Source organism: Pedobacter endophyticus (genome assembly GCF_015679185.1).
GTDB lineage: Bacteria > Bacteroidota > Bacteroidia > Sphingobacteriales > Sphingobacteriaceae > Pedobacter > Pedobacter endophyticus.
In genome coordinates, this window is the sequence record NZ_CP064939.1 from 1,453,514 (window position 1) to 1,478,890 (window position 25,377).

22 protein-coding genes and 2 pseudogenes are annotated in these 25,377 nt (G+C 42.3%); 9 read left to right on the plus strand and 15 right to left on the minus strand.

The features are described 5' to 3' along the window. Positions 1 to 252: 252 nt before the first annotated feature. From bioA to IZT61_RS05905, 3 genes are read right to left on the minus strand one after another with little or no spacing between them, the layout of a single operon-like run. On the minus strand, positions 253 to 1,554 hold the full coding sequence (gene bioA, locus IZT61_RS05895; RefSeq protein WP_196100251.1) for an adenosylmethionine--8-amino-7-oxononanoate transaminase: 1,302 nt from the start codon (positions 1,552 to 1,554) through the stop codon (positions 253 to 255). A 27-nt stretch (positions 1,555 to 1,581) separates the two neighbouring features. After that, on the minus strand, positions 1,582 to 2,031 hold the full coding sequence (locus IZT61_RS05900) for an NUDIX domain-containing protein (RefSeq protein ID WP_196100252.1): 450 nt from the start codon (positions 2,029 to 2,031) through the stop codon (positions 1,582 to 1,584). Further along, positions 2,018 to 3,004 carry a cation diffusion facilitator family transporter gene (locus IZT61_RS05905; RefSeq protein ID WP_196100253.1) on the minus strand — a complete coding sequence of 329 codons (987 nt, stop codon included), beginning with the start codon at positions 3,002 to 3,004 and terminating at the stop codon, positions 2,018 to 2,020. The genes IZT61_RS05900 and IZT61_RS05905 overlap by 14 nt, the downstream gene beginning before the upstream one ends. A gap of 112 nt (positions 3,005 to 3,116) precedes the next feature. Here IZT61_RS05905 and IZT61_RS05910 point away from each other — a divergent pair, with 112 nt between their 5' ends. The 6 genes and pseudogenes from IZT61_RS05910 to IZT61_RS22565 form a co-directional block, all read left to right on the plus strand. Continuing rightward, positions 3,117 to 4,313: a pyridoxal phosphate-dependent aminotransferase gene (locus tag IZT61_RS05910; protein WP_196100254.1), complete on the plus strand. Its 1,197-nt coding sequence runs from the start codon at positions 3,117 to 3,119 to the stop codon at positions 4,311 to 4,313. A gap of 227 nt (positions 4,314 to 4,540) precedes the next feature. Next, entirely contained in the window at positions 4,541 to 5,518 is a 978-nt protein-coding gene (locus tag IZT61_RS05915) for a GDP-mannose 4,6-dehydratase (protein WP_196100255.1), read from the plus strand. Beyond that, positions 5,511 to 7,148 carry an ArnT family glycosyltransferase gene (locus tag IZT61_RS05920; protein WP_196100256.1) on the plus strand — a complete coding sequence of 546 codons (1,638 nt, stop codon included), beginning with the start codon at positions 5,511 to 5,513 and terminating at the stop codon, positions 7,146 to 7,148. The genes IZT61_RS05915 and IZT61_RS05920 overlap by 8 nt, the downstream gene beginning before the upstream one ends. 3 nt (positions 7,149 to 7,151) lie before the next feature. Next, complete coding sequence (locus IZT61_RS05925) at positions 7,152 to 7,877, plus strand: glycosyltransferase family 2 protein (RefSeq protein ID WP_196100257.1); 726 nt, start codon at positions 7,152 to 7,154, stop codon at positions 7,875 to 7,877. 77 nt (positions 7,878 to 7,954) lie between these two features. Next, a pseudogene (locus IZT61_RS22560) lies at positions 7,955 to 8,062 on the plus strand (lipid-A-disaccharide synthase N-terminal domain-containing protein); the annotation flags it as partial. 273 nt (positions 8,063 to 8,335) lie between these two features. Continuing rightward, positions 8,336 to 8,518: pseudogene (locus IZT61_RS22565) on the plus strand (lipid-A-disaccharide synthase N-terminal domain-containing protein); the annotation flags it as partial. Positions 8,519 to 8,887: 369 nt separating this feature from the next. Here IZT61_RS22565 and IZT61_RS05935 read toward each other — a convergent pair. The 3 genes from IZT61_RS05935 to IZT61_RS05945 form a co-directional block, all read right to left on the minus strand. Beyond that, complete coding sequence (locus IZT61_RS05935) at positions 8,888 to 9,172, minus strand: hypothetical protein (protein ID WP_196100259.1); 285 nt, start codon at positions 9,170 to 9,172, stop codon at positions 8,888 to 8,890. 96 nt (positions 9,173 to 9,268) lie between these two features. Further along, positions 9,269 to 9,715, minus strand: coding sequence for a VOC family protein (locus tag IZT61_RS05940; RefSeq protein WP_230383872.1), 447 nt, complete (start codon positions 9,713 to 9,715; stop codon positions 9,269 to 9,271). Next, positions 9,703 to 10,173, minus strand: a complete 471-nt coding sequence (locus IZT61_RS05945) for a DinB family protein (RefSeq protein ID WP_196100260.1) — start codon at positions 10,171 to 10,173, stop codon at positions 9,703 to 9,705. The genes IZT61_RS05940 and IZT61_RS05945 overlap by 13 nt, the downstream gene beginning before the upstream one ends. Positions 10,174 to 10,634: 461 nt before the next feature. On the opposite strand from IZT61_RS05945, the gene IZT61_RS05950 reads away from it, so the two are divergent. Further along, on the plus strand, positions 10,635 to 11,708 hold the full coding sequence (locus IZT61_RS05950) for an aminotransferase class V-fold PLP-dependent enzyme (RefSeq protein WP_196100261.1): 1,074 nt from the start codon (positions 10,635 to 10,637) through the stop codon (positions 11,706 to 11,708). Positions 11,709 to 11,711: 3 nt separating this feature from the next. On the opposite strand, the gene IZT61_RS05955 is transcribed toward IZT61_RS05950, so the two are convergent. Genes IZT61_RS05955 through IZT61_RS05975 form a run of 5 tightly spaced genes read right to left on the minus strand, consistent with a single transcriptional unit; the run spans position 11,712 to position 17,746 of the window. After that, on the minus strand, positions 11,712 to 12,695 hold the full coding sequence (locus tag IZT61_RS05955; protein WP_196100262.1) for an L-histidine N(alpha)-methyltransferase: 984 nt from the start codon (positions 12,693 to 12,695) through the stop codon (positions 11,712 to 11,714). A gap of 4 nt (positions 12,696 to 12,699) precedes the next feature. Then, a complete protein-coding gene (egtB, locus tag IZT61_RS05960; protein ID WP_196100263.1) occupies positions 12,700 to 13,848 on the minus strand; it encodes an ergothioneine biosynthesis protein EgtB in 1,149 nt (382 codons plus the stop codon). Beyond that, entirely contained in the window at positions 13,848 to 15,419 is a 1,572-nt protein-coding gene (locus IZT61_RS05965; protein WP_196100264.1) for an ABC transporter permease/substrate-binding protein, read from the minus strand. The genes egtB and IZT61_RS05965 overlap by 1 nt, the downstream gene beginning before the upstream one ends. Beyond that, on the minus strand, positions 15,416 to 16,363 hold the full coding sequence (locus IZT61_RS05970; protein WP_196100265.1) for an ABC transporter ATP-binding protein: 948 nt from the start codon (positions 16,361 to 16,363) through the stop codon (positions 15,416 to 15,418). Before IZT61_RS05970 ends, IZT61_RS05965 begins: the two co-directional genes overlap by 4 nt. Before the next feature lie 3 nt (positions 16,364 to 16,366). Continuing rightward, positions 16,367 to 17,746: a mercuric reductase gene (locus IZT61_RS05975; RefSeq protein WP_196100266.1), complete on the minus strand. Its 1,380-nt coding sequence runs from the start codon at positions 17,744 to 17,746 to the stop codon at positions 16,367 to 16,369. Between the two features lie 150 nt (positions 17,747 to 17,896). Here IZT61_RS05975 and IZT61_RS05980 point away from each other — a divergent pair, with 150 nt between their 5' ends. Beyond that, the gene (locus IZT61_RS05980) at positions 17,897 to 18,298 is read left to right on the plus strand and encodes a GlcG/HbpS family heme-binding protein (RefSeq protein ID WP_196100267.1); all 402 of its coding nucleotides are present in this window, start codon (positions 17,897 to 17,899) and stop codon (positions 18,296 to 18,298) included. A 255-nt stretch (positions 18,299 to 18,553) separates the two neighbouring features. Here IZT61_RS05980 and IZT61_RS05985 read toward each other — a convergent pair whose 3' ends face one another. Together IZT61_RS05985 and IZT61_RS05990 are read right to left on the minus strand one after the other, a co-directional pair. After that, a complete protein-coding gene (locus tag IZT61_RS05985; RefSeq protein WP_230383873.1) occupies positions 18,554 to 19,327 on the minus strand; it encodes an NIPSNAP family protein in 774 nt (257 codons plus the stop codon). A gap of 362 nt (positions 19,328 to 19,689) precedes the next feature. Then, positions 19,690 to 20,577 (minus strand): SMP-30/gluconolactonase/LRE family protein, encoded by an 888-nt coding sequence (locus tag IZT61_RS05990; RefSeq protein WP_196100268.1) that lies wholly within the window; start codon positions 20,575 to 20,577, stop codon positions 19,690 to 19,692. A gap of 111 nt (positions 20,578 to 20,688) precedes the next feature. On the opposite strand from IZT61_RS05990, the gene IZT61_RS05995 reads away from it, so the two are divergent. Beyond that, complete coding sequence (locus IZT61_RS05995; protein WP_196100269.1) at positions 20,689 to 21,132, plus strand: hypothetical protein; 444 nt, start codon at positions 20,689 to 20,691, stop codon at positions 21,130 to 21,132. Between the two features lie 100 nt (positions 21,133 to 21,232). On the opposite strand, the gene IZT61_RS06000 is transcribed toward IZT61_RS05995, so the two are convergent. Continuing rightward, positions 21,233 to 22,993: an ABC transporter ATP-binding protein gene (locus tag IZT61_RS06000; RefSeq protein ID WP_196100270.1), complete on the minus strand. Its 1,761-nt coding sequence runs from the start codon at positions 22,991 to 22,993 to the stop codon at positions 21,233 to 21,235. Continuing rightward, a complete protein-coding gene (locus IZT61_RS06005) occupies positions 22,977 to 24,713 on the minus strand; it encodes an ABC transporter ATP-binding protein (protein WP_196100271.1) in 1,737 nt (578 codons plus the stop codon). Before IZT61_RS06005 ends, IZT61_RS06000 begins: the two co-directional genes overlap by 17 nt. Positions 24,714 to 25,377: the final 664 nt, after the last annotated feature.

A 25,377-nucleotide genomic window follows, 5' to 3' on the forward strand; every position in this document is an offset into this window, starting at 1 on the left:
GTCCTTGCCCACACACTCCGCCCCTTTTAGGCAGTGCGTTATTGGCGTTTTGTTTTTCATCGCTTGCGGATCCTTCGTTGCTCCTCAGGATGACAACGTTAAAAGCAGTCATTAACCGGAAAGATGTGTCCACAAGAAAAACAGTCGGGACAGGCTGCGCTCAGAATGACAAATAGCAGAATTCAGTAGGTTGCACAAAGACGTTAATGGTGGTAAAGAAGTCAAGATTTTGAAGCCTGGGCTCTTTAACCTTTAAACCTCCTCCAACGCCTGTTTTATCGATGCGTATACATAATCTAAATCCTCATCACTTATAACATATGGCGGCAAAATGTAGATAATGTTCCCCAACGGACGCAAAATAATGCCCTTATCTAAAAAATAAGCATAGAGCAAATTGCGTAAACTGCTTAAATACGAGGTTTCGTTGCCAGTTTGCCATTCAATGGCGATAATTGTTCCGGTTTGGCGAACGGCTTTAACTTTGGTATGTGTTTTAATTTCTTCGAGGAAAGCCGCGTGTTTTGCTTCAATTCTTTTGATGTTTTGAAGTGTTTGGCCATCGAGCAAAATATCGAGGCTGGCCAACGATGCCACGCAGGCAATTGGGTTCGCCGTAAACGAATGTCCGTGGTACAGCGTTTTCAGCTTATCATCACTCAAAAAAGCTTCGAAAATGGTGTTGGTGCAGGTGGTAACGCCCAGCGGCATTGTTCCACCGGTTAAGCCTTTGCTAAGGCAAAAAATATCCGGCTCGTGCGCAAGCTTTTCGCAGGCGAAATAGGTTCCGGTGCGACCAAAGCCCGTCATTACTTCATCGGCGATGGTTAAAATCTCTGCTTTTTTGCAGGCGCCGATCAGCGCATCCAGGTGTCTTGCTTCATACATTAACATTCCGCCCGAGCCCAAAATCAATGGTTCAAAAATGAAACAGGCCGTGTCTGTCAGACTTGAGATGTGAGACGTGAGACGTGAGATATTATCATCATTTGGCAAGTCGATAAACTCCACATCGAAAAGTAAACTGTTAAACGCATCGGTAAAAATACTTCTGCCACTTACCGACATCGCCCCGAAGGTATCGCCGTGGTAGGCATTTTTAAAAGCAAGAATTTTCGTTTTCGGCGTACCTTTGTTGTCCCAAAATTGCAAACACATTTTTAAAGCAACCTCTACCGCGGTAGATCCGTTATCAGTATAAAAAACTTTCGTTTGCTTACCCGGCAGGATGGGCAACAGGCGTTCGGCAAGCAAAACGGCTGGCTCGTGTGTAAAACCCGCGAAAATTACATGCTCTAAAATACGAAGCTGTTCTGCAACTTTCTGCGCAATGTGCGGGTGAGCGTGGCCATGAATATTTACCCACCAGGATGATACGGCATCGATATATCTACGTCCATCCTCATCAAAAACATAAACGCCCTCGCCCCTAACGATCGGAATATGCGGAAGGGCATTTTTCATTTGCGTATAGGGGTGCCAGATAACTTTTTGATCGCGTTCGGTTAAATTGAGCAGGTGGCCTGGAGCCTGAGATATTGAAGAATCGGACATAGACATTGGTTTTGTTTGCCACGATAACTAACGCGACATAAATTGATCTTTTAAAAGCTGAGCAACAGTTTTATCGGTGCGAAAAGTGATTTCCCCAATATTTAAATCAGCAACCTTAACCCAGCGAAAAGCCTGCAGAAGCTCGCCAGTGGCATCAAAATCGTAAATTTTTGTTTTAAACGCAAGTTCGAGCGGGTGTTTTTCTTTCACTAAATAATAAACACTGATTACCTGACTTTCGTTGAAAGAAGATTTCTCAAAAAAATCGGTGGTGTAAAAATGCGAAATCACGTCTATTTCGGCATTGCATTCCTCCATAAATTCCCTTTTAAGGCCATCAATTAAACCCTCACCAAACTCTAATCCACCGCCCGGAAATTTGCTAAAGCGAAATCCGTGCTCTTCTTCATCGCTAACCAGCACTTGGTTATCCGCGTTGATAAGCAAACCATAAACCCTTACATTAAAGTAACTCATTTTCGAAATGTTTTTTATTCTTGATCACGATCTCCGGTGTCCAAACAATTTCCTTTTTAAAAGCCTCGGCTCTTACCGGGCACTTGCTCATGTGGCAATAGTGGCAGCATTTTGGCAAGCATGGATCGGCGTGAATGAAAAGCTCTGCCTTTCGTACCCCGCTTTTATTGATCAGTTCGTCGATCTGCGAAATCTCGCGGTGAACCTGGTTTAAATCGAAATAATAAGGCAAAGTAACATGGCAATCGATATGGAATTCGGGCCCGTATTGCTGCGTACGGAGATTATGAACGTCGATCCACGGGTTATGGCGGTTGTTTTGCAGCACCTCAACCACCTCCTCAACCAGGGTAAAATCGCTCTCATCCATTAATCCTCCCACCGAGCCACGCGTCAGCTTATAGCCAGTATAAACGATATAAAAGCCCACCAGAATAGATATCAAACTGTCGAGCCAAATAATATTTGTTACCTGAATTAAAATGAGGCCCACCACAATACCGGCACTGGTATACGTATCGGTTAAAAGGTGTGCGCCATCGGCCTGCAGGGTAACAGAATGCTCTTTTTTGCCTACTTTAATGAGGTATAAACCCACCACCATGTTAACAAGACCGGTAACACCAATAATGAGTGTACCCTCCAAAAGCTTGCCCACAACATGCGGATAGATGAGGTTATAGCTCGACTTGAAAATGATGATTACGCCAGCAATAAGGATTAATATCCCTTCAACAAAGGCCGAAAAAAACTCCACTTTACCGTGGCCATAAGGGTGATTTTCATCTCGAGGCTGCGTACTTAAATAAATGCTGTAAAAAGCAAAGCTGCCGGCAATTACGTTTACAATACTTTCGGCTGCATCGGTTAAAATGGCGTTTGAACCGGTTATAAAAAAAGCAACAAACTTGGCGAGCATTAACAAAATACTAACCGCCAATGAAATTACAATTGCCTTTTTCTTTACCGTCACAGAGATTTTTTCACAAAAATACGTTTATCGGTTAAATTAAATGATAAAAACTAAGGCTTTTTTGGTGCAGAATAATATTTGGTTTATATATTTGCGCTCAAAGTAATTAACCATGAGCACCTTATCAAAAAGAATCAACAGTTTATCAGAATCTGCCACCCTTAAAATGACCAAACTAGGCCGTGAGCTAGCTTCAAAGGGCATTAACGTGATCAGTTTAAGCGTTGGCGAACCCGACTTTAATACACCTGAGCATGTAAAGGATGCAGCAAAGAAGGCCCTAGACGACAACTACACACGTTACTCGCCGGTACCGGGCTATCCCGATTTGCGCCAGGCAATTGTGCAGAAACTAAAAAGCGAAAACAATCTGGATTACGATATTTCGCAAATTGTAGTTTCAACAGGTGCGAAACAGTCGCTATCAAATGTGATTTTGACATTGATTGATCCTGATGATGAAGTGATTATCCCAACACCATATTGGGTTTCATATTCTGAAATGGTTAATCTGGCCGAAGGAAAGTCGGTTTTTATCGATACCGATATCGAAAGCAACTTTAAGATTACGCCCGAACAATTGGAGGCTGCAATTACGCCAAAATCTAAATTGTTTATGTTTTCGTCGCCTTGCAACCCAACCGGATCGGTTTATAGCAAAGATGAATTGGCTGCTTTAGTTAAGGTTTTCGAAAAACACCCGAATATTTACATCTTATCGGATGAGATTTACGAGCACATCAATTTTGTTGATCAGCACGAATCTATTGCGCAGTTCGAAAGCGTTAAAGATCGCGTAATTATTGTAAACGGGTTTTCAAAAGCATTTGCAATGACGGGCTGGCGATTGGGTTACATTGCAGCGAACAAAGAAATTGCCGCAGCCAACGATAAATTACAGGGTCAAACCACCTCCGGCACTTGCTCAATTGCGCAAAGAGCAGGCATTGTTGCCTACGAGCAGGGCTTAGAAAGCGTGTTGAAGATGAAAGAAGCATTTTTACGTCGCCGGGAACTGGTTTACAATTTGTTAAACGAAATTCCGGGCGTTAAAACGAACCTTCCTGATGGTGCATTTTATTTCTTCCCCGAAATTAGCTCATTTTTCGGCAAAAAAGATGCTGACGGGAACGTAATCAAGGATTCTTCTGACTTGTCGCTTTACCTGTTAAACGTTGGCCACGTAGCAACGGTTGGCGGCGATTCGTTTGGTAATAACAACTACATCCGATTATCGTATGCCGCATCAGACGAGAGTTTGGTTGAAGCCTTAAGAAGAATAAAAGAGGCATTGGGCAAGTTAGCTTAACCATATTATCATCATCATTTATCAGAAGCCAGCATTAATGTTTTTACTGCTGGCTTCTGCCGTTTACCGCTCTCCATGAAGCCTCAAGCGCCGCACGTTCTTTCCCCCTGCGATCAATTCTAAAAACCAATTTTTGACGCATATTTTTTTTAAGAGATAAGAGCGAAAAAACCTACATTTACCACGGCAATTAAATTTGCCAAGTTAATCGACTATAAAAAGCTAAAATGCAAACCTATTTAATTACGGGTGGTGCTGGTTTTATTGGCTCACATTTGTGTGCAGCGCTTTTAAAACAAGGTAATCGTGTGATCAACATCGATAATTTCGACCCGTTTTATGACCCACTGATTAAGCATAACAACATTCGGCACCTGGCCGACAACCAAAATCACATTTTAAGGAAAATCGATTTACGGGATCGGGAGAAATTGAACGAGGTTTTTCAAAGTGAGCCTATCGACATGGTGGTTCATCTTGCAGGGATGGCGGGTGTAAGGCCAAGCATCGAGAATCCAATCTTGTACGAAGAAGTAAACATCAAGGGCACGATGAATATTTTGGAGTGTATGAAGACGTTTGGGATAAAAAAACTGATTTTCGCGTCGTCATCATCTGTTTATGGCAATCGCCCTGAACCAGCAGATTTTACCGAAGATATGGCCCTTAACAAAATGATCAGTCCCTATGCCATTACTAAAAAAGCGGGCGAAGATTTTTGTTACCTGTACCACAAATTGTATGATCTCACCGTTTTGGCCCTCCGGTTCTTTACGGTTTATGGGCCCGGCCAGCGTCCTGATCTTGCTATTCATAAGTTTGTGCAGCTTATTGATAATCATTTGCCCATTCCATTATATGGCGATGGGTCGAGCATGCGAGATTACTCTTACATTGGCGATATCATAAACGGAATTACGCAAGCAGCAAACTACCTGCATCAACACAAAGAGGTTTTTGAGGTGATAAACCTAAGCGGTAACCGATCGATAAGTTTAAAGAACCTGCTTCATATTATTGAGGAAACGTTGCAACAGAAAGCTATTGTTAACCAGCTGCCTATGCAACCCGGCGATGTTGAGGCTACGCGGGCAAGTATAGCTAAAGCGCAACGATTACTGCATTACGAACCGCAAACGACAATTGAAGAAGGCATTCGGCAATTTGTTGCCTGGTACAAAAACAACAAAAACAACCATGCATAAACGCCTTAACCTCCCTTTAGCTTTCGGCATACTGGCATTGGCCTTATTTTGGCAACTGGGCAGCTGGGGCGTACTGGAGAGCAGCGAGGCCAGATATGCCGAAATTGCCCGCGAAATGCTTGAAACCGGCAACTGGCTGAAACCCCAATACCTTCAAATTCAACATTTCGATAAGCCTTTGCTTACCTATTGGGTTACCGCCGTGGGCTTAAAACTGTTCGGTGCCAATGCTTTTGGGGCAAGATTCTTTTTACAAATCGTTTTTTTGCTCCAGATTTTTTTGGTGGGTAAAATAACATTCGAGCTTTTTAATAATAAAAAAACCGCCATTTACGCCGCAATAATCTATGCAGGCATTCCATTGGCACTCATTTCCATCAGAAACCTAACTACCGATGCATACTTAAATACTTTTTCGCTGCTGAGTGTTTTGAGCTATTTGCTTTACTACAAAAAGGGCAGTTTGACATGGTTTTATTTGTTTTTCGCATTTCTGGGTCTGGCTGTTTTCACCAAAGGTCCCTTTGCATTGCTCCTACCGCTGTTAAGCATATTCCCCATTCATCAAATTATCGCAAAAAAATCCATAGGTATATCCAAATTACATTATCTGTTTGGCGTGCTATTAACTTTGTTAGTCGGCGCATGGTGGTTTAGCTATCTTATAGGCAGCTCGCCAAAATTTTACGACTTTTTAATTGGCGATCAGCTGATTAACAGGGTAGCCAATGCCGATGCCATGAAACGAAGCAAGCCGTTTTGGTATTACGCGGCGTTACTGCCGATATTTGTGCTGCCCATGTTTACGCTATTTATCAGCGCACTTTACCGTGTATTTAAGCAGGCCAGCAAGCCGCTAAAATGGCTTGTAATCTTCACGCTATTTATTCCATTGTTATTGTTCTCGGCCTCGAGCTCGAAACTCATATTGTATATTTTACCTATCATTCCATTTGTGGCCATTATCAGCGCCCACCATTTGGCTCAGCTCGACGAAAATAAAACCCAGCTGCATTTAGTTTTCAGCACAGTTATTTACAGCCTGATCACTTTAGCGCTAATTGCCACGTTTATAAATCTAATTCCCGGCATTTCCTATCAGCCCGGCATTGTGCAACTGTTTCTGCTGCTCCTGCTTGTGGCCTACGGAATGTATATCACGGTTAAAGTAGAAACGAAAGCTAGCAAGTTACTGGCTACTTTTTTAATCCTGCCGCTTTTTGTGCTGCCAATCTCGACCGATATTATGGCAAAAAACGAAGCGAAGATTAACGGAACGGGCCCTGTTTGTGAATTCATTACAAACCATAAGCTCCAAAACAGCCATATATTGGTATGGGATCAGGCGCTTAATTCAGTTTCATTCAACCTTGAAAAGCCGATTTACAGCATTAAATACAACGATTATTCGTTGTTTAGAAAAACGCAGTTTGAGCACAACGATGAGTGGAAAAAGTTTTTGATCGATGTGCAGGCTCCAAATGAAGAAGCCTATTTAAAAAGGCTGGCAAAAACGCCTTCGGTGCTCATCATCAAAACCAAACACCCCGTGCCCGCACCTTATACGTGGCTAACTGATCATTTCAGCAAGCACGAGGTAATGGGGCCGTGGACAATTTATTACAATTAAGATATGAAAACAGATTATCTCATGACGATCATTGTACCTGTTTATAATGAAGCCGAAAATTTGGACAGGGTGAAAGAGGCTTTTAATGCCTATTTTGCCCAGAGCCCGTTTCAAAGCAAGGTTTTATTTGTTGACGATGGTTCGAAAGATGGAAGCCTTTCGAAAATTGAGGAAATATGCGCCAATAATGCACACTTTGAATATATCACGTTCGACAGAAACTATGGGTTGAGCACGGCTATTAAAGCAGGAATAGACCAGGTGAATACGCCTTTAACGGGCTATATTGATGCTGACCTACAAACCACCCCGCTGGATTTCGACCTGCTGTTGAATGAACTTGGCACCAATACAATGGCCGTTGGTTATCGGGCGAAACGAAAAGACACTTTAAGCAAACGCATCCAATCGAAAATAGCGAACTTTATTCGCCGCAGCTTAATTAACGATGGCATTATCGATACCGGCTGCCCTTTAAAAGTAGTGCGGACCGAGGAAGCAAAGCGGATTCCGTTTTTTGATGGTATGCACCGCTTTTTGCCGGCCTTGATTTTACTGCAACAAGGAACCGTTAAACAGATTAATGTGAGGCATTTCCCCAGAATTGCGGGTAAATCGAAGTTCAACATCTTCAACCGCTCGATTAAGCCGCTGCAAGATGCTTTTGCCTACCGTTGGATGCGCAAACGTTACATTAATTACAGGATTGAAAAAGTATGCTTGGTTTAAAGGAAATACAGTCCTCGCACGTTTTGATTTATGGAATAGGCTTCACGGCTCAGTTGCTCTTTTCGTGGCGGATGGTGATGCAATGGATTTCTTCTGAAAAAAGTAAACGGACGGAAATACCTAAAAACTTCTGGATTCATAGTCTTTTAGCGTCGTTTTTATTGTTTGTTTACGGCTGGTTGCGGGATGATTTTGCCATTGTACTGGGGCAGGTGTTAACGTATTTTATTTACATGCGCAACATGCATTTACAAGGCGAATGGCTTAAATTGAACAGGTTTTTTCGGTATTTTTTGTTGGCATTCCCCTTCCTCATTGTGTTTTATACTTTTAACAACGATCAATTAGATGTACACAGGTTCTTTAAAAACGAAAACATTCCGGTTTGGCTGGTGGTTTTGGGGAGCCTAAGCCAACTTATTTTTACGCTTCGGTTTGTATATCAATGGTTATATTCGGAGAAAAAGAAAAGCTCCTCTCTCCCATTGGGCTTTTGGATTATTAGCTTAACTGGCTCGGTATTAATTTTAAGCTACGCTATTATCCGTAAAGATCCGGTTTTGTTTATTGGCCAATTGAGTGGGCTGGTTGTGTATTCAAGAAACATTATTATTGCTAAAAGGGCGGTTAATGTCATTTAGTTAAGCTCGACGGGTGTCATCCGATAGCTATCGGATCTGAGCCTTTCGACTTGAGCTTGTATTGAGCGTAGTCGAAATGCTCAAGATGAACTCAGTCGAAGACCTTTTCTGTAGGAAAAACCGAATAAACATCGCCCTTCGACTAAGCCTGTATTGAGCGTAGCCGAAATGCTCAAGGTGACAATGTTTTTTGTTTTTTCCTTAACTAAATGACATTGAGCAGGCGGCTTAAACCACGGGCCTAACATAATTATTGAATGATAAAACTTTTGAATGAATGAATTTTGAATAAGTAGATTGAATGAGTGAATGTTAACCACATAGCGCTGATTCAAAATTCATTCAATAATACTGCCGATTAACCCGACCTTATTGAGCGGCTTTTATTGTAGAATACCAGTTTATCGGGTGCGAACGGAGGTTCATTCCATCACGCTCGATATGGTACAAAATAATCGGCACGGTGAAATCAATGTAGCGCTCAATTTTACGAGATAAAGTACCCGGAAAATCAATACTTGAGATTCCCTCTTTTAGATAAACGTAAATGACGGTTGGGGTTTTAAATTCGAAGTGATCTATCTTTCCTGGCCACTCCGATTTAATTCGATTCAGAAATTTGGGAATTTTTCCATATTCTTCATTCTTTTCCATACGATAAGTTTAGGTTCACCTAAATATAACGATTTTCAGTGAAATTAAAACTAGCGAACAACATTTTTACAATCATTTAAGGCCGAAATTGCCGTGCTATTCTTCTATGAGCGAAAGAAAATTGCCTGCCGGATCTTTAAACCAGGCAATGGTGGGCCCGCCGTTATCACGCGAAATTCCTTTCTCGTCGGTGCGTAAATGTTCGTGGTCGTATTTCTGAAAAACCACGCCCTTTTTAGTTAATTCATCTACCGCGGCCTCTACATCGTTCACCCGAAAATTAAGAACAGTAAAGCTGGCTGGCTGGTGATTATCTTTCGGGTACATAATCACATTGCCTCCATCGCCAAAGTGCAGCTCGATGATACCCATTTCATTTAAAACAGGTTTGAGACCTAAAATGTCTCCGTAAAAGGTTTTCGCTTTTGCAATGTCATCCACTGAATACGAGCTAAAGACTTTTGAATTTTGTAACATAATCACCTTGTTTAAAATATAATCAGCAAAATTGCTGCTATTAAAGTTACGATTTAATTTTTCCATGCACCGAGTAAACGCCTGATTACGACAATCTCTGCGACGTGGTAGGCGTTGTGGTCAGCAATTTGAAAGGCTTCTCTTAAGATGCTTTGGCCATCGCCATGTGGGATTTGAGCAAACAAATCTTCGTTTTCTACAAGCTGTATAAATTCATTTAAATCGCTGTCAATTTGCGCAATGGTTTCATCCCATTCATTCTCGTCTTTGGGTGCAGTTTCTTTTGGCCAATATTCATCGGGCCATTTCGGCGATTGATGATTGCCATCCTTACTAAATTGCAGCATGTCCCATTGTGCTATTTTAATATGCGATACCAATTGCCAGATGCTGTAAGGCAATTGATGCGGTCGTTCGCCAAGGAGGTTAAACGGCAGGTTGGCAACAGCATCTTTGAGGCCGACATGAGCCGTTCCGCCGTTGAGCAGCTTTTTCAATTCAGTAATTAAAATGTCCTTCTCCATAGTTGGTTAACAGTCAAAATGCCTTTAAGTTTGTGGTAATCGCAAGTTAGGCTATCGGGACGATCTATTGAATACTGATTGTTGACGATGTTATCGTATCATTGCCGTACTTGTAACCTAGTGTTTATAAGCTTTTGCTTGAAACCGTCGGCATGCTGGGTTTTAATAGTTGCATAAAAATCAACATAAAGGAACGTTTGGAATTTATTCGTTCGCTATCTGCGCCATGCGTCCCCCTTTGAAGGGGCCAGGGGGATGATTTCCAAAAAGTCCTCTCCCAGCAATGGTATTGCTATTTTCTCGTTACTGCAACCCTCTCCAAAGAGGGACAACAAAACAGTGCGTTAAACCCTGAGTAACAAAACGTCAATGGCAATTCATTTCAGCTTGTCGCCCTAAAGGGCCTGAAATAAATCCATGGTTATTTGTGCAGTTCCTGCGCAATTATTTTAATTTTGAACATGAACTTCCGCGACCAGTTTCCCATTCTTAACGATTGTGTTTATTTAAATACGGCTTACTCTGGCCTGCTTGCCACCGATTTTGCGACATGGCGGCGAGTGCACGATGAAAACTTTGTTGCATTGGGCAGCGCTTTCAGGGTGGCAAACGATTCGATTCTTAAGGAAACCAAAACCCGGCTGGCGGGCATTTTTGGGGCATATATTGGCAATTGCTATCTTGTTCAGAACTTTTCAGTGGGCTTTAATACGCTGATTAACGGACTGGATAGAAGCCACCGTTTTTTGATCTTGAAAGAGGATTATCCGTCGGTAAACTACCCGATTAAAACGAGCGGGTTCAACTTTATGGAAGTTTCTATTGATGCTAATCTGGAAAATAATATCTTACAACAGGTTGAAGAATTTAAGCCTACGGTGCTTGCCTTTAGCATCGTTCAGTACATTAGCGGGATCAGAATTGACCCGGCATTTATCAGGAAACTTAAAGCTACCTATCCGGATTTGTTGATTATCGGCGACGCCACTCAGTTTATGGGCACCTGTGTTTTCGATTTTAACAGTTCGGGCTTTGATGCGGTACTTGGCAGCGGTTATAAATGGCTTTTGGGCGGATTTGGAAATGGATATGTATTTTTGTCTGATCAGCTGAAAGATGAGGTTTATAGCTGGAAAAAAGACCTCGATTTGCCTTCTTCGCCATTCCTGGAGGGGAGAGACTATCTTTCGCTTACGTTTGAACTTGGCCATTTAGACACTTTAAATTTTGGAACGCTGAACGAAGGCCTCAAATTGATTGAGAAAATTGGCATGGCGAACATCGAAACCGCAGCGCAGTCGATCAGCGATAAGGCCCGCAAAGCGTTTTACGCTAAGGGGTTACTTAACGACGAGGAAATGAACCGCCCGGTGCACTCAACCATTATGAGCTTGCCGCTGGGTGAGCACAAAGTTGCGCAGCTAAACGAGGCCAAGGTAATATTTGCTGCCAGAGGCGCTGGAACGAGGTTTTCGTTTCATTTTTACAATAACGAAAACGACTTGGACAAAGTGCTTGAGGTGCTTTCTAAGTAAAGATTAACCAGTGTGGCTTTGGCATTTCCAGACTGAATCGACAAAGTATTTATTTTTATCGTAAAAGTTATGAACGGGCTCGAATCCGGTTGTTCGGGCCAGATTCTCGATATCCGTCAATGCGTATTTCTGCGAAATTTCCATAAAAATATACTCGTTTTCTTCAAACCGGATCTGCTCATTCCCTATTTTAACAGTTTGATTGGTTAAACTGATCAAATAGCTTTTACAGGCACCTGTTTCGGGATCGTAAGTGGCGTAATGCTCAAAGTTTTGCACATCAAAATTACCTTCCAACTCTCTGTTTATCCTCGATAAGAGATTCAAATTAAACGAACGCGTAATCCCTCCCCCATCGCTATAAGCGGAAAGGATTTGCTGTGGATTTTTCTTGAGGTCGAAACCAACAATCAGCAGGTCATCTTTTGACAATTGATCTCTCAATTGCGCACAAAAACCACGGGCTTCGGCAGGGTTCATATTGCCAATATTTGCGCCCATAAACAAGACTACTTTACGGCGACTGGAAATTTCGGATGCGGTTTGCAACATTTCAAAATAATCGCCATTTAAGCCCTGCATAGTCAAGCCCGGCAGCTGAGCGGGTAAACTTTGCTCTAAGGAAGAAATCACATGCTCAGAAATATCGATCGGAAAGTATTTAAAATCAAATTGCTGATTGATAAGCGCCCTAAGCAAATGAATGGATTTTGTTGCATCGCCTGCTCCGAGCTCAATCAGATCGAAAGCGGTACCTGCGGCCGAAACGACTTCAACAAGCGCCGAAGTTTGGTTGGCCAGAATATCCATTTCAGCATCTGTGAGGTAATACTCTTCCATGTTCATAATCTGCTGAAAGATGTAATCGCCCGCTTCATCGTAAAAATATTTGGAGTGCATGTGCTTTGGCTCGGCTTTTAAGCCCGCAATGGTTTCTTCCAAAAATAACTTATTTGTTGTTGCTGCCGCTGTTGTAACTGTGCTCATAAAATTATTTAGCTAAACGGATGCCCGTAAACTGCCATCGTAGATGGGGATGAAAAAAATTTCGGTAGGTTATTCTGCTGTGATTTTGAGGTGTGGCAACCGATGCCCCGCGAAGGACTTTCTGATTGACCATAAACTTTCCATTGTACTCGCCTATTGCGCCGGGTGCCTTGCTAAAGCCGGGATAGGGCAAATAAGCGCTCTCCGTCCACTCCCACCTTTGGCCCCAATTGAAGCTTTTGGCGGCAATTTCCCACTCAAATTCGGTAGGCAACCGCATGCCTTTCCAACTGGCAAAGGCATAAGCCTCGTAATAGCTGATGTGCGTTAGCGTATCGTTTGGTTTTAAGGTTTGTAACCCGTTAAGGGTGTAGCAAAACCATTGGCCATCGATAAAATGCCAGTACATCGGAGAATTTATTTTGTTGGTTTGCACCCAATCCCAGCCTTCGGCATGCCAATAATTGAAGTTTTGATAGCCGCCATCGTTTATAAAATCGAGATATTCGTTATTGGTAACCAGTTGAGACGAAATGGAAAAGGGTTGCAGGTAAACCTGGTGTTGGCCAAGCTCATTATCAAAGCAAAAATCGCTGCCATTAAAACCGATTTCATGAATGCCTCCGGAGAAATCGATGAAAGTTGGTGCCGCTGTATCTTGTTCAATATCTTTCCATTCGGCAGAATAGGTCGGAAATAAAGGATTGTTACCTAAAATATATTTGATATCGCTCAGTAAAAGTTCTTGATGTTGTTGTTCGTGGTTAAAGCCTAAAACCACCAGTTCGGTTAGTTCGGGCGGAACTTCGGCAGAAAGGAAACCAATCATCGCCTCATCTACATAGGCCCTGTATTTATACACATCGTTTACACTTGGCCTGCTCAGGTTGCCCCGATCGGTTCGGATAACCCTGTTGCCAATGGTTTCATAATAGCTATTAAAAACGTAGTTGTAATTAACATCAAATTCTTTGTAGTTAAACACATTGGGCTTTAAAATAAATGTTTCGAAAAACCATGTAGTATGCCCTAAATGCCATTTCGGTGGGCTAACATCAACAACGGGCTGCACTACATAGTCTTCAGTTTCTAAAGGCTCACAGATTTGTTCGGAGTACTTCCTAATCTGCTTGTATTTTTCTGCGAGGTTCATTAATTTTTATCTAAATAGTTTTTGAGGTCTGTAATACTAGTAACGTTTAGCGCTTTTGATTGTTTTTGCCGCATCATTAAAGCATAAGAATTATTAAAACCAATTGGTTTTAACCACTTGATTTCGAATTTTTTATCGAACTGCTCGGCAACGTAATCATAAGTTTTATTTTTATCGTGGGCAATCTGCCGGGCCAGTTTCGGGTCGGGCTGAAGCAATACCAACAAGCCTGTTCCGGTGTATTCGGGGTAAAGATCGATCTGGTCGTTAACCAGTGCATCAAAGCAGATTTTTGTTCCTCCAAGGCCGGTTTTGGTTGAAACATTGTAATCAGTGTTGCCTTTTATCAGCATGCTGTACATCTCGGCGAGGATATATTGTTCGCCGAAAATTTTCGATCCGATGCGCACTACGCCTGCATTACCGTTTCGCGGCGTTTTGTACAAACCAACGCTGCTCAGAAAATCTTTCGCCACCTTTTCGGGCGTTTGATGCAGATAATCGGTTTTATAATTAAGTTCGGTCATGACCGAATCTGAAATTCTATTCGAAAGCAGGTTTAAAACATTTTCGAGTTCAGGGAATTTTTGAAGCGCAGATTTTCGTACAATAGGTGCGGCGTAGTATGGCGGAAAGATCGATTTATCGTCTTTCAGAATTTTCAAATCGAAAGCCTTTAGGCGGCCATCGGTCGAGTAACCACTAATTACGTCGAGTTCTTTAGCATAGGCTGCTTTATACATCACTGCATCGCTAATTACTATGGTATGAATTTTCAATCCGTACACAGATCTTAAACCTAAATCTCCATCCTGGCGACCCATAAATTCGGGTGTAAAGCCTGCGGTAAGCGAAGAGCCGTAAGCGGATGGCAGGAGGTAAAAGCTACTTAACAATACGAGCATAAAGGGAAAAACGAGGGTTATTTTCCGCAGCTTTGCAAAGTTGAGATGTTGAATGAGCGACAGTAAGAAATCTAAAAGGATGGCGAGCAGTGCGGCGGGAATTGCGCCTGCGAGGATCATATTTGTATTATTTAGCGAAATGCCGCCGAAAATAAACTCACCGAGGCCACCAGCGGCAATGTAAGAGGCAAGTGTGGCCACGCCAACATTGATTACGGTGGCTGTTCTGATCCCTGCGAGGATAACGGGCATGGCCAAAGGAAGCTCTACCTTAAACAAAATTTGCCAACTGCCCATGCCCAATGCTTTGGCGGCTTCGATTACGTGCTTGTCGATACCAATAATTCCGGTATAAGTATTTCTGATAATGGGCAATAGGGCATAAATGAGCAACGCAACAATTGCCGGTTTTGCACCGATACCGAGTAATGGAATCATAAAACCCAGCAATGCAATGCTGGGAATGGTTTGCAGCACGCCCGCGAGGCCTAAAACGCTTCCCGATAACTGGCGCTTTCTGGCGATGATGATGCCCAGCGGTAGGCCAATGGCAACGGCAAAAAACAACGAAATGAAGGTTAAACCGATGTGTTGTAAGGTTTGGTTCAGCAATTTATCTGATTCGGCTGCCATAAACTGCCACAGCGTTTGTTGTTGCTCGTTCATGGTTTTTGATATTTGTTAAAAGCCTCGGTAACTGAACCGAAATCGATTTCTTTTACGGAATCGCCATTTTTGACCGCTAATTGCTGTGGGCCGATTAATCGGAGCCGCTCCAAGGTATCCCAAATATTGGTGTTAATGTCGATTTCTTCGAGGTTGGGATTGTGAGCCGGTGTTTTTAGCTGGTGCCAGATATCGTGCAGCTTAACAACCATCAGTTCTAAAGTTAAACGTTGGCCATCAAAAAACTGCCTTGCAAAAGCATTAACAGGATTGTACAATAAATCTTTTGGAGTGCCTGTTTGAACGATTTCGCCTTTATCCATTAAGCAAATGCGATGGGCAAGCTCGAAAGCCTCCTGTACATCGTGTGTCACCATCAAAATTGTTTTTCTTTGGAGTTCTTCGAGCGCCTTAAACTCTTTTTGAATGCTTGAGCGGGTAACATTGTCTAAGGCGCCGAAAGGTTCATCCATAAGCAATATCGGCGGATCAGCTACCAGTGCACGGGCCAAACCCACGCGTTGTTGCTGCCCGCCGCTCAGCTCGTGCGGAAACATGCTGAGGCTGCTTTCAGAAAGGTGGAGCTTGGCAACAAGTTCGCGGGTTCTTTCCGCGGTTCGTTGCTTATCCCATTTGAGTAGTTTAGGAACAACGGCGATATTTTCTTCGACGGTATAATGTGGAAACAAGCCAATACTTTGCATAACATAACCGATGCCTCTGCGCAACTCTTCGGGGTTTTGTTGGCTGGTCTTTTTACCATCAACGAAAATCTCGCCGGTGTATTTATCAATCAGCCGGTTAATCATTTTTAATGTGGTGGTTTTACCGCAGCCACTGGTGCCCAACAAAACCATGTTTTCTTTTTCTGCTACGTTGAGGGAGATATTTTTTACCGCCGCAGTTTCGCCAAAATACTTGCTGACTTTTTCAAGCTTGATCATGTATTAATCTTCGATTTTCATGAACAGATTATTCAATGATTCTGAATAGGTTGGATGGGCAAAAACGCAATATCGAATGCGGTCGTACGTAATCCCGCCTTCCATGGCCATTTCTAACACCGACATAATTTCGCCACCTTGAGCGGCCAGGATCGATGCACCCAAAATTTGCTTGGTGTCTGTATCTACAATGGCCTTCATAAAACCTAAAGTTTCGTTGGTTTCAATGCCCCTGGCCACTTCTGACATTGGGATTTTAGCGACCTTGATGTTTAGGTTTTTCTCTTTTGCCTCCGATTCAGAAATGCCTATCCTGCCCAACTGCGGATCGGTAAACATGCAATAGGGCATCGGTCGATCTTCGGTAGTGTAATTGGTTTTTTCGAACAGGTTGCGGTAAACGATGGTGTAATCGTTGTAAGAAATATGCGTAAATGCGGGACCTCCCTTTACATCGCCCAATGCAAAAATGCCTTCAACGTTGGTGCGGAGTTTTTCATCGACGGTGACATACCCACGATCGTTCACCGCTACGCCGCAGTTTTGAAGCTGCAGGGCCTTGGTTTGAGGCGTTCGTCCGGTGGCAACCAAAACGTGCGAGCATTTCAGGGTACGTTTTTCATTTCCTTGTGTAATTTGAATGGTAATTTGATCGCTTTTCTCAATTTTATTGATTTTCATATCTGTTACGATCTCAATTCCTTCGTCTTCGAAAATTTTGGTCATCGCCTCCGAAACATCTTCATCTTCGCGGCTCATAATTCTCTCCGATCTCTCCAAAATAGTCACCTGGCTACCGAAGCGACTGAACATTTGGCCAAATTCCAGGCCGATGTAATTTCCGCCTATTACAACAAGGTGTTGTGGTATTTCCTCTAAATCTAATATGGATGATGAGGTTAGGTATTCGATTTCGTTTGATCCGTCGATAGCTGGAATGGTTGGTGTTGCTCCAACATTTATGAAAATCAAATCGGCAGTCATTTTTTCTTGCGTGCCATCATTTAGCTTAACCAGCAACTCTTTTTCGCCTGTAAAACTAGCTTCTCCATGTAACAGGGTTAGACCTTCGGTGCTTTCCAATCCTTTTTCTGATGAGCCCCTGAACGATGATACAATATGGTCTTTTCTTTCTTTTATCTTTTTGAGGTTCACTTTTACCTCGCCAATTTCGATGCCCAGCGCTCCGGCTTTTCTTGCCGCATGCGCCGCCCCGGCCGAAGCTATCATTGCCTTGGTAGGCGTACAACCCACATTGATGCAGGTGCCACCAACTACGTTTTTCTCAATAATGGCTGTATTTTTTCCCGCAAGGGCGAGCTTTTTTGCAAGGGGCGTGCCGGCTTGTCCAGAACCTATTACTATCGCATCAAAATGTTTCATGTCTTAAATTTAAGATAAAAAATTAAAAGGTTACTAAATAACGCACAACCACTGCAAAGGTTTGTAGCCGCCGGTTGTGCCCAATTATTTAAGCCTTTTTAAAACCATATCGCAACCAGTACGTTAGTTAAGTATACTAATCAACAAATTATGAGCTTAACATTAGAAATTGTAGAAAAACTATCGGAAGCCGCAAAGGCTAAAGCGAAGGAAATAGGTGTACCCATGAACATTGCCGTTGTAGATGAAGGTGCTAATTTGAAGGCTTTTCACCGGATGGATAATGCGTGGCTGGGCTCGATTGATATTGCCATTAAAAAAGCAAAAACGGCGAGATTTTTCGATATGAATTCTGGCGAAATCGGTAAGTTATCACAACCCGGCCAACCGTTATATAATATTGAACATTCCAACGGCGGTTTAATTACTTTTCCTGGCGGAGTTGTGTTGCAGGATGCGAGTGGAAATATTATTGGAGCCATCGGTGTTTCGGGTGGATCGGTAGATCAAGATCACGAGGTTGCAACTGCGGGTGCCAACGCGGTTCAATAGTTTAAAATGAGCACTGACATTATACGCATTTGATCAAATCAGTTTAAGCTATGGCAAATTATTGAGCTAAGCGGACAGATGAGTTTTAGATGAAATAAAAAAGCCCTTCAATCCTGAAAGGGCTTTTTTTATAGTCGTCTATCCCTATATAAGTAGGAGCTGTAAAACTAGATAATCGATTTAATATTTTGGGGGCTTGAATAAACTGAACAGAAAAATCTGCTGTTGCTTTTTTTAATGAATAAAGGCGAACAATTAAATGTCTGAATAGTTTACCGGGTACAAAAACAGCGTTACATTTTTTGAAACGTTGTTCTGATATTGCGGCAAGCCACTTATTTTTTTATACTCCGGACCGAATGCCTGCCAGTGGTTATTGCGATCGGTTTTATTATTAAAGGTGGTTAAATACATTAAATTGGGCATCTTACTTCCTGAAATTACCTGTCCGTAGAACACCGCGTTAAAATTCAGCTTTGTAAATATATCTATCTCAGCATCGTTGAACATGCCAATTTTATTTAAAGAAAGTTTTTCGGTTGCTGCTTCGTAACTTCTGAGCTCATAAACGCGTTCGGCCTTGTTCGATGTAAGCTTGGGCCATTCGGGAGTTGGCATACCATCAAATGCCTTTAGCAAAGTCGACTCCATTCTGACATAGGGTGCCTTATCGAAGGATGCATCGAGGTAATCTTTACCTGCGGCCAGGTATTGCTGATCGGCCATTAACGCTTGCTCAAGTTTCAGGTATCGATCGATACTCTTGAAAGGAATAAAAACATAGATCAGCTGATCTGCGGTATCTTTCTCAACCGGCTTAAAAACGCCAACATGGTCGATGCCAAACCGGTGTAGCGCAGGGAGATAAGCATCTTTTAAATAGCTATCTACGGTAGCCTCCTGAGCTGCGCTTTTTAAATGGTAAACCTTGATTTGGTAATAATAAGGAGATTTTGCAGCAAATACATTCACATTTGCGAAAACAAAAAACGCCAGTGCAAAAGACAATTTGGTTAGGAAAGATTTCAAAATTAGGATGATTTAAAAGTTAATGGTTCAGGTGATTAATTGTTATCAAATTTATGATTTTCTTTGTGAAAAAAAATTCCGTCGGTTGAAAGCTGATGTCGAAGTTAAGCACGACGCTTGTCGGTCTGAGCGGAGTCGAAGACTTTTTTATAGGATAAATCTTTAAACTTCTGCCCTTCGACTCCGCTCATGGTGACAATGCTTCTTAGTTTTATCGTTAACTAAATGGCATTGGATTGAAGCCGACCGCAATGAATGGATGACAAACCAACATATCAAAATGGATGTATCAATTAAGATTGCTTCACTCCATCGCAAAGCCTATTTCTTCGTTCGCAATGACGGACAAGATTAATTGACTATCACTCCACCCCTTTCGCATTTGTGGCGATGGTGTATAGCGATTTGGAGGCCGTAATAAATAAAATGTTTTTATTCTTTCCGCCGAAGCAAATGTTTCCGCACCAATTTTCGGGCACTTCAATATGACCAATTTGTTCACCCGTTGGTTTGTAAATATTTACTCCCTTACCGGTTACATAAATATTGCCGTTGCTATCGAGCGTCATACCATCGGAATTTTGGTTAAGAACGACTTGTTTTTGACCCAGGGAAGCATCTGAGTTGATGGGGTAACGATAGGTTTTATTGGCATTCATATCTGCAACGTACAGAAACTTACCATCGGGCGTGCCCACAATTCCGTTTGGTTTCAACAAGTCGTCGGCAACAATTGTGGCTTGCTTTTTTCCCTTTGGAAGATAGTAAACTCTTTGTTTTTCAATTTCGGGTTTTTGCCTTGTCCAGTAATCGCGTTGATAGTACGGGTCGGTAAAGTAGATGCCACCTTTGGCGTCTATCCAGATATCATTTGGGCCGTTTACCTTTTTTCCTTCAAAATCAGAAAATAGAACGGTTGCCTTTTTGTTTTTGTCGATAGACCATATTTGATTGTTTTCGTCGGCGCACACAATCAGGTTTCCTTTTTTATCGAAGTAAGTGCCGTTTGCTCTTCCAGATTTTTCCATGTATAGCGTCAACTTTCCATTGGTATCGTACTTCCAGATTTTATCATTGGGCTGATCGGTAAAGAATACATTTCCTTTTTTATCAACCGAAGCGCCCTCAGCAAATGCAAATTGCGATGATACAAGCTTTAAACTGTCTTGAACAAAGATTGTATTGGTCGATTGAGCGAATGAAGAAAGTGAAAGTGAGCATAAAATTGTGAAGAAAAAATGTGTTTTCATGGGTTGAAATTAGCGAATGCAAAATGGGGATAATGTTTTGGATTGCAGGTAAAAATGTTGTTTGGTCCGTCGGTTGAAACCGACGGCAATGCAGACTCGAAACCGAGGACAATGAGGGATTGGCAAGCTGCATTTAAACAATCAAGCTTTTATCATCCGTTGGTTGAAACCGACGGCAAATGCACACTTCAAACCGATGGCAATGAGGGACTGGCGAGCTGCATTTCAAACAATCAAACTTTTATCATCCGTCGGTTGAAACCGACGGCAAATGCACACTTGAAACCGACAGCACGAGGGATTGGCAAGCTGCATTTAGACAATCAAACTTTTATCATCCGTTGGTTGAAACCGACGGCAAATGCACACTTCAAACCGAGGACAATGAGGGATTGGCGAGCTGCATTTAAACAATCAAACTTTTATTATCCGTCGGTTGAAACCGACGGCAAATGCACACTTGAAACCGACGACAATGAGGGATTGGCAAGCTGCATTTCAACCAATCAAACTTTTATCATCCGTCGGTTGAAACCGACGGCAATGCACACTTGAAACCGACAGCACGAGGGATTGGCACATCGCTTTTCATTGCCGTTGGCTTCAGCCAACGGGCTAAGGCAACTGGCTAATAATGGGCTAAGGCAACAGGTAATCAACTTACCCGCTTCCCTTTTAATAACAAATCAAGCGCTTCGTTTAATGTTCCAGCTTTTTGCACCTCGCCCTCATTTACGAAATAAATTTCGTCGGCATTTTCAATAGTATTTAGTCGATGCGCAATAATTACCAGCGTTGTTTCTTTTGATACTTTACTCAAAATACTGCCTAACAACTGCTCGGTTATGGTATCGATATTTGCAGTGGCCTCATCCAGAATCAGCAATTCGGGGTTTCGTAAAACTGCTCGCATAAAAGCAATCAACTGCTTTTGCCCCAAACTGATGCTATCGGCGCCTGAGGTAATCTGCGTATTTAATCCCTCATCAAAAATGGCCAAAAGGGCATCAAGATTTGCGTCCTGAATAATTTTCTTCAATTGCTCGTCGCTTACCTCCCTGTATTTACTGTTGCCATACAAAATATTGTCTTTCACCGTTCCGGTAAAAAGGAAAGGTTCTTGCAAAATGAACCCGATTTTTTGTGTTCGTTCTTCGGCAGTAAACGACCGAATATCTTTACCGTTGAGCAACACCGTTCCCTTGGTGGCATCGTACAACCGCGAAATTAAAGAGGCCGTTGTGGTTTTGCCGCCACCTGTGGGACCAATTAAGGCATAAGTTTTTCCTTTTTCAAACTTCAGATTAATATTATGCAAAATTTCTTTCGAGTCATCGTAGGCAAAATGAACGTTCTTAAATTCTAACAAAGCATCAGAGGTAACGGCTTTATCTGCGGGAACCTGGGCGAGATTATTTTCTAACAAAAGAATTTGCGAAATTCTGTCCCAACCGGCCATAGCCACCTGAAAACTTGTCCACAGTGCGGCCAATTGCCTTAACGGATTATAAAAATTAGTACAGTAAGAAATGTAGCTTACCAGTAATCCGATTGAAAAATTACCGATTGAAATCAGGTAAATACCGAAAAGCAATACAATTAACTGGGCTGCACTTGAAAGTAGGCCATAAACGGGCACAAAAATGTTATTTGCCAACCCGGCGCCAATTGCTGTTTTGTAATTTTGCAGGTTGGCCTCATTAAAGCGCTTTCTGAAATAATCGCGTCTGTTAAAGGCAATAATCACTTTAAAGTTGTTGAGGCTTTCCTGAATTTCGGCACTCATCCCGCCTACGCTCCGTAGGTTTTTTGCATTTTTGGCCTTAATCCAAGGTGATAAGGCAACTGTAAAAAGCACAATGACAACGGCCGGAGAAAGTGCTGCAGCGCCGAGCTCGAAATTGATAGATAAAAGGAAAAAGCCGGCGCCGATCATGGTTACGATGCTGCCTATAAACTGCATTAGCGATTGCGAGAAAAACTGATTGAGCTTGTCCGTGTCGTTATTTACCCTCGATATTAAGTCGCCTGCCTTGTTTTGGTTGAAAAATGAAACCGGCAACTCCTGCAGTTTATTAAAGATCGCGTTCCGTAACGTGTAAAGCATCCTTTGCCCAATGCTCCCCATTAACTTGGTTTGCAAATAGCCTGTAACCATGGCCACCATGTACATGGCCAAAAGGATTGCGCCGAATACCAATACACCATGAAATTGCTTGGTGCGGATGTAAGTATCGATGGTATGGCCAATTAAAAGCGGCCCAAGTAACAGCAGGCCCGAGTTTAATAAAATAGCAATTAGTGCCAGCCAAAGGTTTTTCCTTTCGTTGGATATGAGCTGCAGCAATCTTTTAAGCGCTTTGTAGGTCGATTGCTTTTCACGCTGCTGATTTAGCTCGTTAAGATTGTAATTCATAATTGCTGGTGCTCTGTTGTGAATTATAAATTTGAACATACTCAGGACTGCTTTTTAACAGCTCGTGATGTGTGCCTGAAGCGATAACTTCGCCCTGCATTAAAAGAATAACCTGATCATAATTTTCAACAGACGCTATTTTTTGGGTAACGGATATTAGGGTGAGGTTGGGATAATTTTTTTGGATATTGTCCACAATCCGTTTTTCGGTATTGGTATCAACCCGGGCGGTAAAATCATCGAGCAAAAGGATTTTCGGGTTCAAGGCCAGCGCTCTGGCGAGCATAATGCGTTGTTTTTGTCCACCCGACAAACTATTTCCGCGTTCGGAGATGATCGTATTTAATTTCCCGGGGAGGTGATCCACAAAGTCTTTAAGCTCGGCAGTTTGAATGGCCTTTGCTAAAGATTCATCGGTTACGGTATCGCTAAAGGCAATGTTCTCTCTGATGCTCATATTGAACATAATGCTATCCTGGAAAACGAAACCCACCTGTTTATGAAAATCCTCTTGTATGTATTTGTTTATTTCTTCTCCATCAAAAAGGACCTGCCCTTCATTAGATGCGATCAATCCGGTTAAAATGTAAAGCAGTTGAGTTTTCCCTGCTGCCGTTGGGCCGATTATTGCCGTTTTTGAACCTGCACGAGCTGAAAAGGAAACATGTTTCAAAATGGGTTTCTGGCCGATTGTAAGTGAAATATTTTCGGCCTCTACGTTTCCTGATAATTGATTGCTGAGCGTACCGGGATGCTTAACCTCCGGTGCGTTTAAAACACTTTCGATGCGTTGGTAAGAGGCAGTTGCCTGCGCAATAACGTTGCTCATAAACCCAATAACCAAAATCGGGAAGATAATTAATGCCAAATAACTGTTAAATGCTGCAAACTCGCCCAGCGTCATGCTATCGGTAATTACAAAGTGACCGCCGAGCACCAAAATGGTTAATCCGGATAAGTTTGCCACGAAAACTATAATCGGAATGAGACCCGCAAACAAGCGAAGGATGGACAAGCCTAAATCTCTGGCTTTTGCGTTGGCATCGAGAAATTTATTGTATTCGAGCTGCTGCGAATTGATTACACGTATGAGCGCCGAACCCAAAATGCTTTCGCTGATTACCTTGTTTAACCAGTCGATTACTTCGCGACTTTTTATAAAAAGCACCCTCACTTTCTTTAATACGAAGAAAAACGCTCCGCCAATAATCGGCACGATAGCGATAACGCAAAGCGCTAATTTCCAGTTGATGATTAACAACAGGATGCTTGCACCTATTATTAAGAATATGGATGAAGCGAGCGATACAATGGCCTGTGAAACGAACATTTTTATCGAATCGGCATCGGAAGTTAGGTTTGTGAGCAAACGCGATGGATTTGCCTGAACGACGTAGGCGTGGCTTTGACGCGAAATTTGATCTGACAATCTCGTTCTCAAATCTCTTGCAACCCGCTCTGAGGCGTAGGTTTGTACAATGCTTTGCAGATAGGTGAAAATAAATACAAGCACAATGGCCAGGGCGAATTGGTTGAGCGTGCTTTGCAAATTAAACGTTTTGTTGGTGTAAGAATCGATGCCATTTGCAATAATTTTCGGCAACAATAAATTAATTCCATTGCTTAATAAGGCAAATAAAATCAGCAGGAAAATTAAGCCTCGGTATGATGCAAGCAAACTAAAAACGCTTGGTTTTTTAGCTTCTTTTGGTTTTGCCATTTTACGGTATGAACTTTATGAGATTCAAATTTAACCCATTTATTTTAATAGTAATCCCAGTTCGATTATTATTTAAGTAAAAAGGTTAATTAATCCCGCTACCAAACCACCGCGTCTTTCCTACGCCCGCCTGAGCGGACGGGCAGGCAGGTGGTCCTGTACGTACGGGATTAATGCCTTTCGCTGTTTCGTTGCATTAAGATCCCCAGTCGAGCTACCAATGACAGAATAAGAAAGATCGTCATTGCGAGGCACGAAGCAATCTCATTTCGTAAAATCAGATTGCTTCAGCTCGCACAAACCAGGCCTCGCAATGACGATTCGCCGAAAAAACCTGTCATCCCAACTCCTTTGTTTTTGCAAAACTAAACGCTGAGGATGGCGACCGGTCATGTAAATAGCAGATACAATCTACAATAAGGGTCTTTTATCAATCGAACTCAGGTTAGTAGGTTGTTTTGTTTGTTTTTGACATTGATTGTGCTGAAGGCAGGCTGGTAGGCACGCTGCTAAACAACCATTTGTTTTTAAACGGGATGGCAGCGGTATCCTTTTTTGTTTCGGTCGCTCTCATTTAGCAACAACACTTACAAAAAAGATTTAGCGTACAGCCCGGCTGCTTGCTCCGATGGAATACTGCAGCACCTTTCCAAATTATAAAAGC

What these genes read in the sequence shown, in the direction of transcription:
- bioA (WP_196100251.1), bottom strand. Translation starts at nt 1,554, where the DNA reads ATGTCCGATTCTTCAATATCTCAGGCTCCAGGCCACCTGCTCAATTTA.
- IZT61_RS05900 (WP_196100252.1), bottom strand. Translation starts at nt 2,031, where the DNA reads ATGAGTTACTTTAATGTAAGGGTTTATGGTTTGCTTATCAACGCGGAT.
- IZT61_RS05910 (WP_196100254.1), top strand. Translation starts at nt 3,117, where the DNA reads ATGAGCACCTTATCAAAAAGAATCAACAGTTTATCAGAATCTGCCACC.
- IZT61_RS05915 (WP_196100255.1), top strand. Translation starts at nt 4,541, where the DNA reads ATGCAAACCTATTTAATTACGGGTGGTGCTGGTTTTATTGGCTCACAT.
- IZT61_RS05920 (WP_196100256.1), top strand. Translation starts at nt 5,511, where the DNA reads ATGCATAAACGCCTTAACCTCCCTTTAGCTTTCGGCATACTGGCATTG.
- IZT61_RS05925 (WP_196100257.1), top strand. Translation starts at nt 7,152, where the DNA reads ATGAAAACAGATTATCTCATGACGATCATTGTACCTGTTTATAATGAA.
- IZT61_RS05935 (WP_196100259.1), bottom strand. Translation starts at nt 9,172, where the DNA reads ATGGAAAAGAATGAAGAATATGGAAAAATTCCCAAATTTCTGAATCGA.
- IZT61_RS05940 (WP_230383872.1), bottom strand. Translation starts at nt 9,715, where the DNA reads ATGGAAAAATTAAATCGTAACTTTAATAGCAGCAATTTTGCTGATTAT.
- IZT61_RS05945 (WP_196100260.1), bottom strand. Translation starts at nt 10,173, where the DNA reads ATGGAGAAGGACATTTTAATTACTGAATTGAAAAAGCTGCTCAACGGC.
- IZT61_RS05950 (WP_196100261.1), top strand. Translation starts at nt 10,635, where the DNA reads ATGAACTTCCGCGACCAGTTTCCCATTCTTAACGATTGTGTTTATTTA.
- IZT61_RS05955 (WP_196100262.1), bottom strand. Translation starts at nt 12,695, where the DNA reads ATGAGCACAGTTACAACAGCGGCAGCAACAACAAATAAGTTATTTTTG.
- egtB (WP_196100263.1), bottom strand. Translation starts at nt 13,848, where the DNA reads ATGAACCTCGCAGAAAAATACAAGCAGATTAGGAAGTACTCCGAACAA.
- IZT61_RS05965 (WP_196100264.1), bottom strand. Translation starts at nt 15,419, where the DNA reads ATGAACGAGCAACAACAAACGCTGTGGCAGTTTATGGCAGCCGAATCA.
- IZT61_RS05970 (WP_196100265.1), bottom strand. Translation starts at nt 16,363, where the DNA reads ATGATCAAGCTTGAAAAAGTCAGCAAGTATTTTGGCGAAACTGCGGCG.
- IZT61_RS05975 (WP_196100266.1), bottom strand. Translation starts at nt 17,746, where the DNA reads ATGAAACATTTTGATGCGATAGTAATAGGTTCTGGACAAGCCGGCACG.
- IZT61_RS05980 (WP_196100267.1), top strand. Translation starts at nt 17,897, where the DNA reads ATGAGCTTAACATTAGAAATTGTAGAAAAACTATCGGAAGCCGCAAAG.
- IZT61_RS05990 (WP_196100268.1), bottom strand. Translation starts at nt 20,577, where the DNA reads ATGAAAACACATTTTTTCTTCACAATTTTATGCTCACTTTCACTTTCT.
- IZT61_RS05995 (WP_196100269.1), top strand. Translation starts at nt 20,689, where the DNA reads ATGAGGGATTGGCAAGCTGCATTTAAACAATCAAGCTTTTATCATCCG.
- IZT61_RS06000 (WP_196100270.1), bottom strand. Translation starts at nt 22,993, where the DNA reads ATGAATTACAATCTTAACGAGCTAAATCAGCAGCGTGAAAAGCAATCG.
- IZT61_RS06005 (WP_196100271.1), bottom strand. Translation starts at nt 24,713, where the DNA reads ATGGCAAAACCAAAAGAAGCTAAAAAACCAAGCGTTTTTAGTTTGCTT.